The organism is Streptomyces fungicidicus, from assembly GCF_003665435.1.
Classification (GTDB): Bacteria; Actinomycetota; Actinomycetes; order Streptomycetales; family Streptomycetaceae; genus Streptomyces; species Streptomyces fungicidicus.
The window spans coordinates 1070839-1086315 of the sequence record NZ_CP023407.1; the positions used below are offsets into that span (position 1 = coordinate 1070839).

General features: G+C 72.2%; 16 protein-coding genes. 10 read left to right on the forward strand and 6 right to left on the reverse strand.

Going from position 1 to position 15477, the window contains the following annotated elements; all coding sequences use genetic code 11:
• Positions 1 to 40 precede the first annotated feature (40 nt).
• From CNQ36_RS04700 to CNQ36_RS04715, 4 genes are all read left to right on the forward strand, one after another.
• The gene (locus CNQ36_RS04700; RefSeq protein ID WP_121545045.1) at positions 41 to 1579 is read left to right on the forward strand and encodes an ATP-dependent DNA ligase; all 1539 of its coding nucleotides are present in this window, start codon (positions 41 to 43) and stop codon (positions 1577 to 1579) included.
• Positions 1576 to 2040, forward strand: coding sequence for an NUDIX hydrolase (locus tag CNQ36_RS04705; protein WP_121545046.1), 465 nt, complete (start codon positions 1576 to 1578; stop codon positions 2038 to 2040). Before CNQ36_RS04700 ends, CNQ36_RS04705 begins: the two co-directional genes overlap by 4 nt.
• Before the next feature lie 77 nt (positions 2041 to 2117).
• Positions 2118 to 3503: an NADP-dependent succinic semialdehyde dehydrogenase gene (locus CNQ36_RS04710; protein ID WP_121545047.1), complete on the forward strand. Its 1386-nt coding sequence runs from the start codon at positions 2118 to 2120 to the stop codon at positions 3501 to 3503.
• Positions 3504 to 3528: 25 nt separating this feature from the next.
• Entirely contained in the window at positions 3529 to 3762 is a 234-nt protein-coding gene (locus CNQ36_RS04715) for a DUF6213 family protein (protein WP_121545048.1), read from the forward strand.
• A gap of 73 nt (positions 3763 to 3835) precedes the next feature.
• On the opposite strand, the gene CNQ36_RS04720 is transcribed toward CNQ36_RS04715, so the two are convergent.
• Positions 3836 to 4507, reverse strand: coding sequence for a transcriptional regulator (locus CNQ36_RS04720; RefSeq protein WP_121545049.1), 672 nt, complete (start codon positions 4505 to 4507; stop codon positions 3836 to 3838).
• Positions 4508 to 4590: 83 nt separating this feature from the next.
• A complete protein-coding gene (locus CNQ36_RS04725) occupies positions 4591 to 5817 on the reverse strand; it encodes an acyl-CoA dehydrogenase family protein (protein ID WP_121545050.1) in 1227 nt (408 codons plus the stop codon).
• Between the two features lie 173 nt (positions 5818 to 5990).
• Between CNQ36_RS04725 and CNQ36_RS04730 the strand changes: the two genes are divergently transcribed.
• A complete protein-coding gene (locus CNQ36_RS04730) occupies positions 5991 to 6632 on the forward strand; it encodes a TetR/AcrR family transcriptional regulator (RefSeq protein ID WP_004934596.1) in 642 nt (213 codons plus the stop codon).
• A 43-nt stretch (positions 6633 to 6675) separates the two neighbouring features.
• On the opposite strand, the gene def is transcribed toward CNQ36_RS04730, so the two are convergent.
• Positions 6676 to 7221: a peptide deformylase gene (gene def / locus CNQ36_RS04735; protein ID WP_040907773.1), complete on the reverse strand. Its 546-nt coding sequence runs from the start codon at positions 7219 to 7221 to the stop codon at positions 6676 to 6678.
• A gap of 147 nt (positions 7222 to 7368) precedes the next feature.
• Between def and CNQ36_RS04740 the strand changes: the two genes are divergently transcribed.
• The 5 genes from CNQ36_RS04740 to CNQ36_RS04765 all read left to right on the forward strand — a co-directional run bounded on the left by CNQ36_RS04740 (position 7369) and on the right by CNQ36_RS04765 (position 12167).
• Positions 7369 to 8607 (forward strand): Mur ligase family protein, encoded by a 1239-nt coding sequence (locus CNQ36_RS04740; protein WP_004934590.1) that lies wholly within the window; start codon positions 7369 to 7371, stop codon positions 8605 to 8607.
• Positions 8608 to 8631: 24 nt separating this feature from the next.
• On the forward strand, positions 8632 to 9360 hold the full coding sequence (locus tag CNQ36_RS04745) for a type 1 glutamine amidotransferase (protein ID WP_004934589.1): 729 nt from the start codon (positions 8632 to 8634) through the stop codon (positions 9358 to 9360).
• Positions 9361 to 9574: 214 nt separating this feature from the next.
• A complete protein-coding gene (locus tag CNQ36_RS04750; protein WP_004934584.1) occupies positions 9575 to 10600 on the forward strand; it encodes a 6-phosphofructokinase in 1026 nt (341 codons plus the stop codon).
• Positions 10601 to 10743: 143 nt separating this feature from the next.
• A complete protein-coding gene (locus tag CNQ36_RS04755) occupies positions 10744 to 11694 on the forward strand; it encodes a cytochrome c oxidase assembly protein (protein ID WP_004934581.1) in 951 nt (316 codons plus the stop codon).
• Positions 11695 to 11990: 296 nt separating this feature from the next.
• Positions 11991 to 12167, forward strand: coding sequence for a membrane protein (locus CNQ36_RS04765; RefSeq protein ID WP_004934578.1), 177 nt, complete (start codon positions 11991 to 11993; stop codon positions 12165 to 12167).
• 12 nt (positions 12168 to 12179) lie between these two features.
• Here the strand turns inward: CNQ36_RS04765 and CNQ36_RS04770 are convergent, their stop codons facing one another.
• From CNQ36_RS04770 to CNQ36_RS04780, 3 genes are read right to left on the reverse strand one after another with little or no spacing between them, the layout of a single operon-like run.
• Positions 12180 to 13385 carry a sensor histidine kinase gene (locus CNQ36_RS04770; RefSeq protein WP_121545051.1) on the reverse strand — a complete coding sequence of 402 codons (1206 nt, stop codon included), beginning with the start codon at positions 13383 to 13385 and terminating at the stop codon, positions 12180 to 12182.
• A complete protein-coding gene (locus CNQ36_RS04775) occupies positions 13382 to 15094 on the reverse strand; it encodes a sodium/solute symporter (protein WP_121545052.1) in 1713 nt (570 codons plus the stop codon). Before CNQ36_RS04775 ends, CNQ36_RS04770 begins: the two co-directional genes overlap by 4 nt.
• Positions 15095 to 15113: 19 nt before the next feature.
• Positions 15114 to 15473, reverse strand: a complete 360-nt coding sequence (locus tag CNQ36_RS04780) for a hypothetical protein (RefSeq protein ID WP_121545053.1) — start codon at positions 15471 to 15473, stop codon at positions 15114 to 15116.
• Positions 15474 to 15477 lie beyond the last annotated feature (4 nt).

Genomic DNA, 15477 nt, shown 5'->3' on the forward strand with positions numbered 1-15477 from the left:
CCCGGGTGTGGAGCGCCCGCCTCCGTAGCACCATGGCTGCATGCTGCTGTCCCGGCTGGCCCGTGTGTCCCAGGAGGTGGCCGCCGCCTCGGCGCGGTCCCGGAAGATCGCCCTGCTCGCCGAGCTGTTCCGGGAGGCGGAGGCGGACGACGTGCCGGTCGTCATCCCGTACCTGGCGGGCCGGCTGCCGCAGGGCCGGATCGGCGTGGGCTGGAAGGTGCTGAGCCGCCCGGTCGCCCCCGCCGCCGAGCCTTCCCTGACGGTGCGGGAGGTGGACGCGCTGCTCACCGAGCTGGCCGGGGTGTCGGGTGCGGGGTCGCAGGCCGAGCGTGCCCGGCTGGTCGGCGGGCTGCTGGGCGCGTCCACCGAGAGCGAGCAGCGCTTCCTGGTCGGACTGCTCACCGGGGAGGTACGGCAGGGCGCCCTGGAAGCGGTCGCGGTGGAGGGGCTGGCGCGGGCGACGGGCGCGCCGGCGGCGGACGTACGGCGGGCCGTGATGCTCGCGGGGTCGCTGCAGACGGTGGCCGGGGCACTGCTGGCGGACGGGCCGGGGGCGCTGGAGCGGTTCCGGCTCACCGTCGGCCGCCCGGTGCTGCCGATGCTGGCGCACAGCGCCTCCTCGGTGGCGGAGGCGGTGGAGAAGCTGGGGGCGTGCGCGGTCGAGGAGAAGCTCGACGGCATCCGGGTCCAGGTGCACCGCGACGGGGACACCGTGCGGGTGCACACCCGCACCCTCGACGACATCACCGACCGGCTGCCGGAAGTGACGGCGGCGGCCCGGGAGTTGCGCGGCGAGCGGTTCATCCTGGACGGGGAGGTCATCTCCTTCGACGAGGCGGGCCGCCCCCGCTCGTTCCAGGAGACCGCAGGGCGGGTCGGCTCGCGGGCCGACGTGGCGAGGGCCGCCCTGGAGGTCCCCGTCTCCCCCGTGTTCTTCGACGCGCTCGCCGTCGACGGCCGCGATCTGCTGGACCTGCCGTTCACCGAGCGGCACGCGGAACTGGCCCGGCTGGTGCCGGAGCCCCTGCGGGTGCGGCGCACCCTCGTGTCGGGCCCCGGGGACCTGGGCACGGCGGAGGAGTTCCTCGCCGCGACGCTGGAACGCGGCCACGAGGGCGTCGTGGTCAAGGGCGTGGACGCCGCCTACAGCGCGGGCCGGCGCGGCGCCTCCTGGCTGAAGGTCAAGCCCGTCCACACGCTGGACCTGGTGGTGCTGGCCGCCGAGTGGGGCCACGGCCGCCGCACCGGGAAGCTGTCCAATCTGCATCTCGGCGCCCGCACCGCGGACGGCGGCTTCGCCATGCTCGGCAAGACCTTCAAGGGCATGACCGACGCCCTGCTGACCTGGCAGACCGAGCGGCTGCGGGAGCTGGCGGTCGAGGAGGGTTCCCACGTCGTGACGGTGCGCCCCGAACTCGTCGTCGAGATCGCGTACGACGGCCTCCAGCGCTCCACCCGCTACCCGGCCGGCGTCACCCTCCGCTTCGCCCGGGTGATCCGCTACCGCGAGGACAAGCGCCCCGAGGAGGCGGACTCGGTCGAGGCCCTGCTCGCCGCGCACCCCCGGGTACGGCCGTGACGGCGGCCCGGAGCGCCGGACTGCTGTTGTTCCGGCACACCGGTCAGGGCCTCGAGGTGCTGCTCGGTCATATGGGCGGTCCGTTCTTCAGCCGCCGGGACAGCGGGGCGTGGACCGTGCCGAAGGGCGAGTACGGCGCCGCCGAACCGGCCTGGGACGCGGCGCGCCGCGAGTTCCGGGAGGAGCTGGGCCTGCCGCCGCCGGACGGGGAGGCCGTACCGCTCGGGGAGGTCCGCCAGGCGGGTGGCAAGACCGTCACGGTCTGGGCGGTGGAGGCCGACCTCGACCCGGCGTCGGTCGTGCCGGGCACGTTCGAGATGGAGTGGCCGCCGAAGTCGGGGCGGACGCGCGAGTTCCCGGAGCTGGACCGGGTGGCGTGGTTACCCCTGGAGCGGGCCCGCGAGGTGATCGTCCGCGCGCAGACCGCGTTTCTCGACCGCCTGGCGGAGCACTCGCTCTGAGGAGCCCTCCCGCGTTGCGCCGCCCACCGCCGCGCGGGAAGGTCAAAAGGCACGGCGCGTCCCCAGGGAGGTCAGCGATGCACATCGCCACGGTGAATCCGGCGAACGGCGAGACGGTCAAGACGTACCACCCGATGGACGAGGAGGAGATCGGGCACCGGCTCCAGCTCGCGGAGGCCACGTTCCGGACGTACCGGACGACGTCCTTCGAGGAGCGGGCCCGCCTGATGCACCGGGCCGCCGAGATCCTCGACGAGGACCAGGAGGCCATCGGCCGGGTGATCACCACCGAGATGGGCAAGCCGGTGAAGCAGGCCCGCGCGGAGGCCGCGAAGTGCGCCAAGGCGATGCACTGGTACGCCGATCACGCGGCGGAACTCCTCGCGGACGAGGAACCGGACGCCGCCGACGTGAAGGACTCCGGCGCCTCCCGGGTCCTGGTGCGCTACCGGCCGCTCGGCCCGGTGCTCGCGGTGATGCCGTGGAACTTCCCGCTGTGGCAGGTGGTGCGGTTCGCCGCGCCCGCGCTGATGGCGGGCAACGTGGGACTGCTGAAGCACTCCTCGAACGTGCCGCAGACCGCCCTGTACCTGGAGGACCTATTCCACCGCGCGGGCTTCACGGAGGGCTGCTTCCAGACCCTGCTCATCGGCTCGGCCGCGGTCGACGAGATCCTGCGGGACGAGCGGGTGAAGGCGGCCACCCTCACCGGGAGCGAGCCCGCGGGCCGCGCGGTCGCCGCCACCGCCGGGGAGATGATCAAGAAGACGGTGCTGGAGCTGGGCGGCAGCGACCCGTATGTGGTGATGCCCTCCGCCGACCTGGACCGGGCCGCCGAGGTGGCGGTCACCGCGCGGACGCAGAACACGGGGCAGTCCTGCATCGCCGCCAAGCGGTTCATCGTGCACACGGACGTCTACGACGCCTTCACCGAGCGCTTCACCGCGGGCATGAGGGCGCTGAAGGTCGGCGACCCGATGGACGAGGAGACGGACGTCGGCCCGCTCTCCACCGAGAGGGGCCGCAGCGACCTGGAGGAACTGGTCGACGACGCCGTGCGCGCGGGCGCCACCGTGCTGTGCGGCGGCGAGCGCCCCGACGGGCCGGGCTGGTTCTACCCGCCGACCGTGCTGGCCGGCATCGACCGGGAGATGCGCATCCACCGGGAGGAGGCCTTCGGTCCGGTCGCCACGCTGTACCGCGCCGCGGACGTCGACGAGGCGGTCCTGATCGCCAACGACACCGGTTTCGGGCTGAGTTCCAACGTCTGGACCCGCGACGAGGCGGAGGTCGATCGGTTCGTGAGGGACCTGGAGGCCGGCAGTGTGTACGTGAACGGGATGACGGCGTCCCATCCGGCCTTCCCGTTCGGCGGGATCAAGCGGTCCGGGTACGGGCGTGAGCTGTCCGGGCACGGAATCCGGGAGTTCTGCAACATCACCACGGTTTGGCAGGGTGCGTGATGTCCGCGCGGCTACGATCCCGACTGTGAACCGCGAAGTGACTCTGCCTCTGATCGTCGACGACCGCGGGACCCTGCAGGTTGCCGCCAGCGATGTCAGCAAGCTGCTGCGTACGGTGGGCGGGCGGTGGGTCCGCCTTGTCGAGGCGGGGGAGGACGGACTCGACGAGGACACGGTCGCGGCACTGACGATCGAACTCGCGAAGCTCGCGGACCGGATCGACGTCGCGTGCATCGCCCACAGCAGTGGTACGCCGTAGGGCGCAGTGTTCCGTCGCCGGGTGCGGGTCGTCTGTGGTTGGCCGCGCAGTTCCCCGCGCCCCTTCGGGTGTGCTACACCAACGCCGTCCAGAACATCGCCTCGTACGCCTGGAGCAGGCGGGCGTACCGGTGGGCGCGGTTCTGGTTCAGGCGGCCCTCCTCCAGGGCCGTCTGGATTGCCTCAGTGGCCATGCGGTCCAGGTCAGGGGACGGTTCCGCGAAGAAGTCGAAGAAGGCGCAGGCCTCGTCGCCGAAGCCGTAGTGGGCGCGCAGGGCCTTCGCGATCGTCGCGCAGTAGCCGCCCCAGGCCGAGAAGTTCACCGTCAGGGCCAGGACCGCGTCGGGCGGTTCGGCGTTGAGGGCCAGCCAGGCCACGTACGCGGGATAGGACTGGCAGCCCGGCAGCGGGGTGTACGCGTCCGTACGCGCCCGGTCCACGCCGCACGCCGCGCCGAAGACCGCCAGGTGCCGCGCCGCCAGTTTCTCGCCCTCGGCCAGGGCGGTGAAGTACGCGGCCGGCTCCGGCCCGGCACGGTCCGCCAGATGGAGGAAGGCGCGGCGGTCCGCCGGGATCACCCAGCTCTGTTCCAGGGCGAGTGCGGCCAGCACGGCGCGGTCCGCCTCGCCCCGGGCGATCAGGGGGACCAGCGGATTGGACCGCGGGTCCGGGGCGAGTTCCCCGGTGGCCGTCTCCAGCAGTTCCCGGGCCGTGCGTGTCATCGCGTCCTCCGTCGCGTCGCTCATACCCGAGCGTTCCCCGGGAGGGGGGCGGAGGTAACCCGGCGGCGCCGCCCGCACCGCCGGGTCGTTCACATGGCCGAGCGGCCTCAGCGGATCGGCATGCCCGACAGGGTGCGGGCGATCACCAGGCGCTGGATCTCGCTGGTGCCCTCGAAGATGGTGTAGATCGCGGCGTCCCGGTGCATGCGCTCCACCGGGTACTCCCGGGTGTAGCCGTTGCCGCCGAGGATCTGTATGGCCTGGGCGGTGACCTTCTTGGCGGTCTCGCTGGCGAAGAGCTTGGACATCGAGCCCTCGGCGGCCGTGAACGGCTTGCCGTTGACCGCCATCCAGGACGCGCGCCACACCAGCAGACGGGCGGCGTCGATCTGGGTGCGCATGTCGGCGAGCTGGAAGGCGACGCCCTGGTTGTCGATGATCGGGCGGCCGAACTGCTGGCGCGTGGTGGCGTAGTCGAGGGCGACCTCGTAGGCCGCGCGGGCCGTGCCCACCGCCATGGCGCCGACGGCCGGACGGGAGGCCTCGAAGGTGGCCATGGCGGCGTTCTTGACGCGCTCCCCGCCCTGCTTGGCCTTCTCGCGGGCGCGGGCGAGGCGCTCGTCCAGCTTCTCCTTGCCGCCGAGCAGGCAGGAGCCGGGGACGCGCACGCCGTCGAGGACGACCTCGGCGGTGTGCGAGGCGCGGATGCCGTGCTTCTTGAACTTCTGGCCCTGCGAGCAGCCGGGGGTGCCCGGCGGGATGATGAAGGAGGCGTGGCCCTTGGAGCCGAGCTCGGGGTCGACGACCGCGACCACGACGTGGACGTTGGCGATGCCGCCGTTGGTCGCCCAGGTCTTGGTGCCGTTGATCACCCACTCGTCCTTGGCCTCGTCGTACACCGCGCGGGTGCGCATCGAGGCCACGTCGGAGCCGGCGTCGGGCTCGGAGGAGCAGAACGCGGCGACCTTGACGTCGTTGGCGTCGCCGTACATCTGGGGGATCCAGGTGCCGATCTGCTCCTCGGTGCCGTTGGCGAGGACCCCGACGGCGGCGAGGCCGGTGCCGACGATCGACAGGGCGATGCCCGCGTCACCCCAGAAGAGCTCCTCCATGGCCATCGGGATGCCGAGACCGCTTGCGTCGAAGTACTGCTGGGCGTAGAAGTCCAGGGAGTAGATGCCGACCTTGGCGGCCTCCTGGATGACCGGCCAGGGAGTCTCCTCACGCTCGTCCCATTCGGCGGCCGCAGGGCGGATCACGTCGGCGGCGAAGCCGTGCAGCCAGTCCCGGACCTCCTTCTGTTCGTCGTTGAGCTCCATGGTGAACTCGGCCATGACCCCTCCAGCGGCAGCACACGTGCATGTTACTTGCGGTAACACCGAGTCTGTTACCGGTGGGTAGGAAAAGTCAACCTCCCAGGACCGGTCGGCATCCCGTTCGAGGGCTCCCGCGCCTTCAGTGTTAGTTTGCGCAGGCGTCACAGAATCAGCACGGGTGGGGAGAGCTCATGGACACCACACAGCGGACCGATCAGCAGCGATCCGCCGACCGCCGCCGGCGCGAGCTGCTGGAGGCCGCCGACCGGGTGGTGCTGCGCGACGGCCCCGGAGCCTCGATGAACGCGATCGCCGCCGAGGCCGGCATCACCAAGCCGATCCTCTACCGGCACTTCGGTGACAAGGGAGGACTCTACGCCGCCCTGGCCAAGCGGCACACCGACGCTCTGCTGGACTCGCTGCGGGCCGCGCTGGACGCCCCGGCGGACCGGCGCGAGCGGGTCGAGGCGACGCTGGACACCTATCTCTCGGCCATCGAGGCACGGCCCCAGGTGTACCGGTTCCTGATGCACCCCGCGGAGGAGACCCAGAGCGACCAGGGCTTCGACGTCGGCAAGCACTCCGCGCCGCTGCTGCGCCGGATGGGCGAGGAGCTGGCCCAGGTGATCGGGGAGCGGCTGGAGCTCGGTCCTGGCAGCCAGCAGCTGGCCCGGGTCTGGGGACACGGCATCGTCGGCATGATGCACGCCGCCGGTGACTGGTGGCTCGGCGAACGCCCCTGCTCACGCGCCGAACTGGTGGGCAGCCTGGCCGACCTGCTGTGGGGGCGTCTCGCGGCCGCCGGGGACAAGGTCGGCGGCCCGGGGTTCTGAGCCGTTCGGCCCGGCCGCCTCCGCGGCCCGCTCGCCGGGACCCTCAGCCCCGCCGGTTCCAGGAAGCCCGGTCCGCCTGCCGCATGAGCCTGCGGTGCCGCCACCCCGTCAGGCGGTCGGCGTAGATCCGGCCGTCCAGGTGGTCGCACTCGTGCTGCAAACACCGGGCGAAGAATCCGGTGCCGTGGACGGTGACCGGCTCGCCGGTCACCGTGAAGCCCTCGACCACCGCGTGGTCGTAACGCTCCGTCCCCGCCTCCAGGCCGGGCAGCGACAGACAGCCCTCCGGGCCGCGCACCACCACCCCGTCCGTCACGACCGGCCTCGGGTTCACCACATGGCCCAGGTGCCGGACGTCCTCGTCGTCGGGGCAGTCGTAGACGAACACCCTGAGCGGCTCGCCGACCTGGTTGGCGGCCAGGCCCACGCCCCGCGCCTCGTACATCGTGGCGAACAAGTCGTCCACCAGCCGGGCGAGTTCCGGACCGAAGTCGGTGACCTCCCGGCAGGGCGCGTGCAGCACCGGGTCGCCGAGCAGGGTGAGGGGCCGCACACGTCCGTGGACGCCGGGCAGGGAGCCTTGTCGCATGCCGGTCAGAGTACGGTCCTTTCCAGCAACGCCCGTCTCACGGTGGTGCCGCGGTTCTGGAGTGCGAACGGATCTCGATAGGCTGAGGTCTCACCACGTGGCCGTCAGGCACAGACGCGGCGCGTACGCAAGGAGGATCGAGAACTGATGGCAGGCAACTCGGACCCGCTCACGCCGCGGGCCAAGCTGGCCGTGACCGCGGGCAAGGCGGTCGCGGCGGCATCCCGCGCCGCCGGGCGCGGCAGCGGTTCGGTGATCGGTGGCCGGGTGGCACTCAAACTCGACCCCGATCTCCTCGCCCGGCTCGCGCAGAACCTGGACTGCGTCCTGGTCTCGGCGACCAACGGCAAGACCACCACCACCCGGCTCATCGCCGAGGCGCTGCGTGCCGCCGGGCCGGTCGTGTCCAACGCGCTCGGCGCCAACATGCCGGCCGGCATCACCTCGGCACTGGCAGGCGGCTCGGAGGCCAAGTTCGGCGTCATAGAGGTCGACGAGAAGTACCTGGCGGGCGTCGCCCGGGACACCGACCCCAAGTGCATCGCCCTGCTCAACCTCTCCCGCGACCAGCTCGACCGCGCCGCCGAGACCCGGATGCTGGCGGAGAACTGGCGCGAGGGGCTGGCCGGCTCCAAGGCCGTCATCGTCGCCAACGCCGACGACCCGCTGGTGGTGTGGGCCGCGTCGTCCTCCCCCAACGTGATCTGGGTCGCCGCGGGACAGATGTGGAAGGACGACGCCTGGTCCTGCCCGTCCTGCGGCGGTGTGATGCAGCGTCCGGGCGACGACTGGTTCTGCGGCGAGTGCGGCTTCCGCCGGCCGACCCCGAGCTGGGCGCTCTCCGGCGACCACGTCCTCGACCCGCACGGCTCCGCCTGGCCGATCCACCTCCAGCTGCCGGGCCGCGCCAACAAGGCCAACGCCGCGTCCTCCGCGGCCGTCGCCGCCGTGTTCGGGGTGCCGCCGCAGGTCGCCCTGGAGCGCATGTACCAGGTGCAGGCCGTGGCCGGCCGCTACGACGTGGTCCAGTTCGAGGGCCGTGATCTGCGGCTGCTGCTCGCCAAGAACCCGGCGGGCTGGCTGGAGACGTTCTCGCTGATCGACCCGCCGCCGACCCCGGTGATCCTCTCGGTGAACGCGCGCGGCGCCGACGGCACCGACACCTCCTGGCTGTGGGACGTCGACTACACGCGGCTGACCGGCCACCCGATCTGCGTCGTCGGCGACCGGAAGCTGGACCTCGCGGTGCGTCTGGAGGTCGCCAACCAGCAGTTCCAGGTCTGCGAGAACCTCGACCAGGCGGTGCAGCTGTGCCCGCCCGGCCGGATCGAGGTCATCGCCAACTACACCGCGTTCCAGGATCTGCGCCGCCGCGTCGGCAACTGACCACGACACCTCAGGGGACTTGAAGTGAGCGACAACCAGCTGCGGGTCGTCTGGATCTACCCGGACCTGCTCAGCACGTACGGCGACCAGGGCAACGCCCTCGTCGTGGAGCGCCGGGCCCGGCAGCGCGGCCTGGACGTGGCGCGGCTCGACGTGCGCAGCGACCAGCCGATCCCGACCTCCGGCGACATCTACCTGATCGGCGGCGGCGAGGACCGTCCGCAGCGGCTGGCCGCCGAGCGGCTGAGGCGCGACGGCGGTCTGCACCGCGCGGTGGAGAACGGCGCGATCGTCTTCTCGGTGTGCGCCGGCTACCAGATCCTGGGCCACGAGTTCATCAACGACCTCGGCCAGCGCGAGCCGGGCCTGGGCCTGCTCGACGTGGTCTCGGTGCGCGGTGAGGGCGCCCGGTGCGTGGGCGACGTGCTGGGGGACGTCAACCCGCAGCTGGGGCTGCCCCCGCTGACCGGGTTCGAGAACCACCAGGGCGTCACCCACCTGGGCCCCACGGCCCGCCCGCTCGCCCAGGTGCGCTTCGGCAACGGCAACGGCACCGGGGACGGCACGGAGGGCGCGTTCAACGAGACCGTGTTCGGCACCTACATGCACGGTCCGGTGCTGGCCCGCAACCCGCAGATCGCGGACCTGCTGCTGAAGCTGGCGCTCGACGTCAACGCGCTGCCGCCGACCGACGACCGCTGGTACGAGGCACTGCGCAACGAGCGCATCGCCGCCGCGCAGCAGCCCGCCTGACCGGTCCGCGGACCGGTGTCCGCGGACCCGGGGACACCCGGGCGTCGGACGGGCCCGAGCGGCCCGTCTGACGCCTGCTCCGCACAGGTGAGCGGGGTCGTCCAGCAGGCGGACGCGAGGTGCGTCCGGGCCCCCCGGAGCCGCTAGGGTGGCGGAGATCGAGCCGGACAGCGCGGTCCGGTCCCGGCCCACATCGAGAAGGTTGTTTCGGGCTATGCGCATTGGTGTCCTCACGTCCGGCGGCGACTGCCCCGGCCTGAACGCCGTCATCCGGTCCGTCGTGCACCGCGCCGTCGTCGACCACGGCGACGAGGTCATCGGTTTCCGGGACGGCTGGAAGGGCCTCCTGGAGTGCGACTACCTCAAACTCGACCTCGACGCGGTGAGCGGCATCCTGGCCCGCGGCGGCACCATCCTCGGCTCCTCCCGGGTACGCCCCGAGCACCTGCGCGACGGTGTGGAGCGGGCCAAGGGCCACGTCCAGGAGCTCGGCCTCGACGCGATCATCCCGATCGGCGGTGAGGGCACGCTGAAGGCGGCCCGGCTGCTGTCGGACAACGGCCTGCCGATAGTCGGTGTGCCGAAGACCATCGACAACGACATCGCCGTCACCGACGTCACCTTCGGCTTCGACACGGCCGTCGGCGTGGCGACCGAGGCGCTGGACCGGCTGAAGACCACCGCCGAGTCGCACCAGCGGGTGCTGATCGTCGAGGTCATGGGCCGTCACACGGGCTGGATCGCGCTGCACTCCGGCATGGCGGCCGGCGCGCACGCCGTGGTCGTGCCCGAACGGCCCTTCGACATCGACGAGCTGACCGCGAAGGTCGGCGAGCGGTTCTCCGCCGGCAAGCGGTTCGCCATCGTGGTCGCGGCGGAGGGGGCCAAGCCCAAGGCCGGGACCATGGACTTCGACGAGGGCGGCAAGGACGTCTACGGCCACGAGCGGTTCGCCGGGATCGCCCGGCAGCTCTCCCTCGAACTGGAGGCGCGGCTCGGCAAGGAGGCGCGGCCGGTGATCCTCGGGCACGTGCAGCGGGGCGGGACGCCCACGGCGTACGACCGGGTGCTGGCCACGCGGTTCGGGTGGCACGCGGTGGAGGCGGTGCACCGCGGGGAGTTCGGGCGGATGACCGCGCTGCGCGGGACCGACATCGTGATGGTCTCCCTCGCGGAGGCGGTGGAGACGCTGAAGACGGTACCGGAGTCCCGGTACACGGAGGCCGAGTGCGTGCTGTGAGCCCGCGGCGCCGCTGAGGGCCCGGTTCAGTGCGGTTTGTACCCGCGAGTGTTCCCCGACCCCGGTCACAGGAGTGGCCGGGGTCGGTCGTACTCTGAGTGCGGACAGATCGCGTACAACCTGCACGAAACTGGAGCCGTCGGATGGATCACAGCGGGCACGGCATGACCATGGATCTGCCGCCGTTCACGCTGGGGCGGGGGCTCGGCTGGTCGGCGGATCCCTTCTTCCTCGTCGCCTGCCTGCTCGGACTGGCCCTGTACGGCTGGGGCGTGGTCCGTCTGGTACGGCGCGGGGACAAGTGGCCGGTGGGGCGGACCGTCGCGTACGTCGCCGGGGTGCTGAGCATCGGCCTCATGATGTGCACCAGGCTGAACGACTACGGCATGGTCATGTTCAGCGTGCACATGGTGCAGCACATGATGATCAGTATGGTGTCGCCCATCCTGATCCTGCTCGGCGCCCCGATCACCCTCGCCCTGCGCGCGCTGCCGCCCGCCGGGCGGGGCCGCAAGGGGCCGCGCGAGCTGCTGCTGATGCTGCTGCACAGCCGCTACATGCGGGTCGTCACCCACCCGGTGTTCACCATCCCCATGTTCATCGCGAGCCTGTACGGCCTCTACTTCACCCCGCTGTTCGACTTCCTGATGGGCTCCAGCACCGGGCACGTCGCGATGATGGTGCACTTCCTCGCCGTCGGCCTGGTCTTCTTCTGGCCGATCATGGGCGTGGACCCGGGCCCGCACCGGCCGGGGTATCTGATGCGGATGCTGGAACTGTTCGCCGGCATGCCGTTCCACGCGTTCTTCGGCATCGCGCTGATGATGGCGTCGACCCCGATGGTCACGTCGTTCGAGAATCCGCCCGCCTCGCTCGGCATCGAGGCGCTGTCCGACCAGAACGCGGCCGGCGGCATCGCCTGGGCGTTCAGCGAGGTTCCCTCCGTACTGGTGCTGCTCGCCCTGCTGTTCCAGTGGTACGCCTCGGACCAGCGGCAGGCCAAGCGCAAGGACCGCGCCGCCGACCGGGACGGCGACAAGGAACTCGAGGCGTACAACGCCTATCTCGCCTCACTGCACGCACGCGGAAACTGAATCCGCCTTCTTCCACCGCCGCCGCGCACCGGGCGGCCGGGGCGGTCGCCCGCACGTGGGTGCTCGGTTTCACCCGGCTGGGTGAGGACGTCACGCTCGCCGAGGCGCGCACCCGGTCGGACGCGGCGTGTGCGCGCGAGGTACCGCCGCGTGACTACGGATTCGACCCGTCGGTCGGCGAAGCGGGTCGTGGACCGGCGCGGGACCCTGGAAATCGGGCATTCATGTCGTCGTGCGCACCGTAAGGAGGCAGAACGGGGGCACCATGGAGGGAGCCGAATGAGGAGGGTGTTGCGATGCCCGGTACCACGAACGGATCCACGTCGACGAAGACCATGGGAGTGCTCACCGTCGGCGCGCTGATCGCCGTGACGGCCTACACGGTGGCGCTCGGCAGCAACGGCTGGCTGTGGTTCGGCTGGGTCGTCCTGGGACTGATCACCTTGGGAATGATCGCCACCCGGAGCGCCTGACGGCCGCCGGTCTCATCTCGGGGTGAGCCGTCCCGCCAGGTGCACGCCCGGCTGGTACTTCGGCAGCCGGACGGTGATCTTCATGCCGGCGCCCACGGCGGTCTCGATGACGAGACCGTGGTCGTCGCCGTACACCTGGCGGAGCCGGTCGTCGACGTTGGACAGTCCGATGCCGCCGGTGGAGCCGGCCTCGCGGGCCAGGATGCGGCGGAGCAGGCCCGGGTCCATTCCGGCGCCGTCGTCCTCGATGACGACGAGGGCCTCGGCGCCGGCGTCCTGCGCGGTGATCTGGATGTGGCACTTGTCGGCCTTGCCCTCCAGCCCGTGCTTGACGGCGTTCTCCACCAGTGGCTGGAGGCAGAGGAACGGCAGCGCGACCGGGAGCACCTCGGGGGCGATCTGCAGGGTGACGGAGAGGCGGTCGCCGAAGCGTGCCCGGACCAGCGCCAGATAGTGGTCGATGGCGTGGAGTTCGTCGGCGAGCGTGGTGAAGTCGCCGTGCCTGCGGAACGAGTAGCGGGTGAAGTCGGCGAACTCCAGAAGCAGTTCACGGGCCCGTTCCGGGTCGGTGCGCACGAACGAGGCGATCACGGCGAGCGAGTTGAAGATGAAGTGCGGGGAGATCTGCGCCCGCAGCGCCCTGATCTCGGCCTCGATGAGACGGGTGCGGGACTGGTCGAGGTCGGCGAGTTCGAGCTGGACGGAGACCCAGCGGGCGACCTCCCCGGCGGCCCTGACCAGGACGGCGGACTCGCGCGGCGCGCAGGCGACGAGCGCGCCGAGCACCCGGTCGTCGACGGTGAGCGGGGTGACGACCGCCCAGCGGACCGAGCAGTCGGGGGTGTCGCAGGTGAGCGGGAAGGCCTCGCCGCGGCCGGTGTCGAGGGGGCCGGTGAGGCGTTCCATGATCTCGGTGCGGTGATGGGCGCCGGCGCCGTCCCAGACGAGGACCTGTTCGCGGTCGGTGAGGCACAGGGCGTCCGTGCCCAGCAGGGAGCGCAGTTTGCGGGCGGACTTGCCCGCGGTCTCCTCGGTGAGGCCGGCCCGGAGCGGGGGCGTCGCCAGGGAGGCGGTGTGCAGGGTCTCGAAGGTGGCGTGCTCGACGGGGGTGCCGAGCCCGGCGAGGCCGGCGGGCCGTGCGGTGCGCCGGCCGATCCAGAACCCCGCGGCCAGCAGGGGCAGGACGGCGACCAGCAGACCGGCGAGGAAACCGCTCACGCGGACACCTCCGTGCGCAGTTCCTCCGGCAGATGGAAGCGGGCCAGCACCGACGCGGTGCCGGGCGGCACCCGGCCGGGGGTGGCCAGCGAGACGAGGACCATGGTGAGGAAGCCCAGCGGCACCGACCACAGAGCGGGCCAGGCCAGCAGGGCGTGCAGGGGGCCGCTGACCGGGTAGCCGGCCATGGTCGCGGCGACGGCGGCGAACGCGGAGCCGCCGCCCACCAGCATCCCGGCCGCCGCGCCGGGCGGGGTCAGCCGGCGCCACCAGATGCCGAGGACCAGCAGCGGGCAGAACGACGAGGCGGAGACGGCGAAGGCGAGCCCGACGGCGTCGGCCACCGGCAGTCCGCCGACCAGGAGGCTCGCCCCGAGGGGCACGGCCATCGCGAGGACGGTGCCGAGCCGGAAGTGCCGTACGCCGCGCGAGGGGAGCACGTCCTGGGTGAGCACCCCGGCCACGGCCATGGTGAGTCCGGAGGCCGTCGACAGGAACGCGGCGAAGGCGCCCCCGGCGACCAGCGCGCCGAGCAGGTCGCCGCCGGTTCCGCCGATCATCCGGCCTGGCAGCAGCAGGACGGCGGCGTCCGCGTCGCCGGTGAGGGTGAGCTCGGGCGCGTAGAGACGGCCGAGGGCGCCGTACACCGGCGGGAGGAGGTAGAAGGCGCCGATCAGGCCGAGGACCGCGACGGTGGTGCGGCGGGCGGCGACGCCGTGCGGGCTGGTGTAGAAGCGGACCACCACGTGGGGCAGGCCCATGGTGCCGAAGAAGGTGGCGAGGATCAGCCCGTACGTGGCGTACAGCGGGCGTTCCTCGCGGGACTCGGCCCGGGAGGGCGACAGGGCGTCGTCGGCTCCGCGTCCGGCGGCGGGCACCTCGGCGCCCGCCGCGAAGGTGAGCCGGGTGCCGCCGTCGACGCGGTGGGCGCCGGCGGGCAGGCGGGTCTCGGTGCCGTCGAGGGCGCGGCCGTCGACGGTGCCGTCCACCGTGACGGTGAGCGGTGCGGTGAGCCGCAGGTCGAGGGTGTCGTCGATGCGGACCACCCGCTGTTCGCGGAAGGCGGCCGGCTCGTCGAAGGCGTGGCTGGGGGCGCCGTCGCTCTGCCAGGCGACGACCAGGAAGAGGGCGGGGACGAGCAGGGCGGTGAGCTTCAGCCAGTACTGGAAGGCCTGGACGAAGGTGATGCTGCGCATGCCGCCCGCGCCGACGATGACGGTCACCACCACGGCGACGATCACCCCGCCGAGCCAGTCCGGCGCTCCGGTGAGGACGGTCAGGGTGAGCCCGGCGCCCTGGAGCTGGGGCAGCAGGTACAGCCAGCCGACGCCGACGACGAAGGCGCCGGCGAGCCGCCGCACCGTCTGCGAGGCGAGCCGGGCCTCGGCGAAGTCGGGCAGGGTGTAGGCGCCGGAGCGGCGCAGCGGGGCGGCGACGAACAGCAGCAGCACCAGATAGCCGGCGGTGTAGCCGACCGGGTACCAGAGCATGTCCGGGCCCTGGACGAGGACCAGCCCCGCGATGCCGAGGAAGGAGGCGGCGGAGAGGTACTCCCCGCTGATGGCGGCCGCGTTGAGGCGGGGGCCGACGGTGCGGGAGGCGACGTAGAAGTCGGAGGTGGTGCGGGATATGCGCAGGCCGAAGGCGCCGACGAGGACGGTCGCGAGGGCGACCAGGGCGACGGCCGGGACGGCGTAGGTGGAGTTCACGGTGCGGTGGGTTCCGGTCTCAGCGGTCCTCGACGAGCCGCACGAAGTCGCGTTCGTTGCGTTCGGCTCGGCGGACGTACCAGCGGGCGAGCAGGACGAGCGGCGGGTACAGGCCGAAGCCGAGCACCGCCCACTCCAGGCGGCGGGCGTCGGGGGCGGCGGCGAAGACCAGCGGGATCGGGCCGATGAGCAGGACGAGGACGGCGAACACGGCGAGTCCGGTGCGCAGCTGGATGCGCATCAGGGAGCGGACGTAGGTGTGGCCGAGGGTGGTCTGCTCGTCGATCTCCGTGCGCGGCCGGTAGTAGCCGGAGGAGCGGCGGGCGCGGCGGGGCGGGCCGGTGACGACCACGCGGCGTTCGGTCGGGTCCTGGGGCACGGGT

What these genes read in the sequence shown, in the direction of transcription:
- def (WP_040907773.1), bottom strand. Translation starts at nt 7,221, where the DNA reads ATGCGACAAGGCTCCCTGCCCGGCGTCCACGGACGTGTGCGGCCCCTC.
- CNQ36_RS04740 (WP_004934590.1), top strand. Translation starts at nt 7,369, where the DNA reads ATGGCAGGCAACTCGGACCCGCTCACGCCGCGGGCCAAGCTGGCCGTG.
- CNQ36_RS04765 (WP_004934578.1), top strand. Translation starts at nt 11,991, where the DNA reads ATGCCCGGTACCACGAACGGATCCACGTCGACGAAGACCATGGGAGTG.
- CNQ36_RS04720 (WP_121545049.1), bottom strand. Translation starts at nt 4,507, where the DNA reads ATGAGCGACGCGACGGAGGACGCGATGACACGCACGGCCCGGGAACTG.
- CNQ36_RS04750 (WP_004934584.1), top strand. Translation starts at nt 9,575, where the DNA reads ATGCGCATTGGTGTCCTCACGTCCGGCGGCGACTGCCCCGGCCTGAAC.
- CNQ36_RS04710 (WP_121545047.1), top strand. Translation starts at nt 2,118, where the DNA reads ATGCACATCGCCACGGTGAATCCGGCGAACGGCGAGACGGTCAAGACG.
- CNQ36_RS04730 (WP_004934596.1), top strand. Translation starts at nt 5,991, where the DNA reads ATGGACACCACACAGCGGACCGATCAGCAGCGATCCGCCGACCGCCGC.
- CNQ36_RS04700 (WP_121545045.1), top strand. Translation starts at nt 41, where the DNA reads ATGCTGCTGTCCCGGCTGGCCCGTGTGTCCCAGGAGGTGGCCGCCGCC.
- CNQ36_RS04755 (WP_004934581.1), top strand. Translation starts at nt 10,744, where the DNA reads ATGGATCACAGCGGGCACGGCATGACCATGGATCTGCCGCCGTTCACG.
- CNQ36_RS04725 (WP_121545050.1), bottom strand. Translation starts at nt 5,817, where the DNA reads ATGGCCGAGTTCACCATGGAGCTCAACGACGAACAGAAGGAGGTCCGG.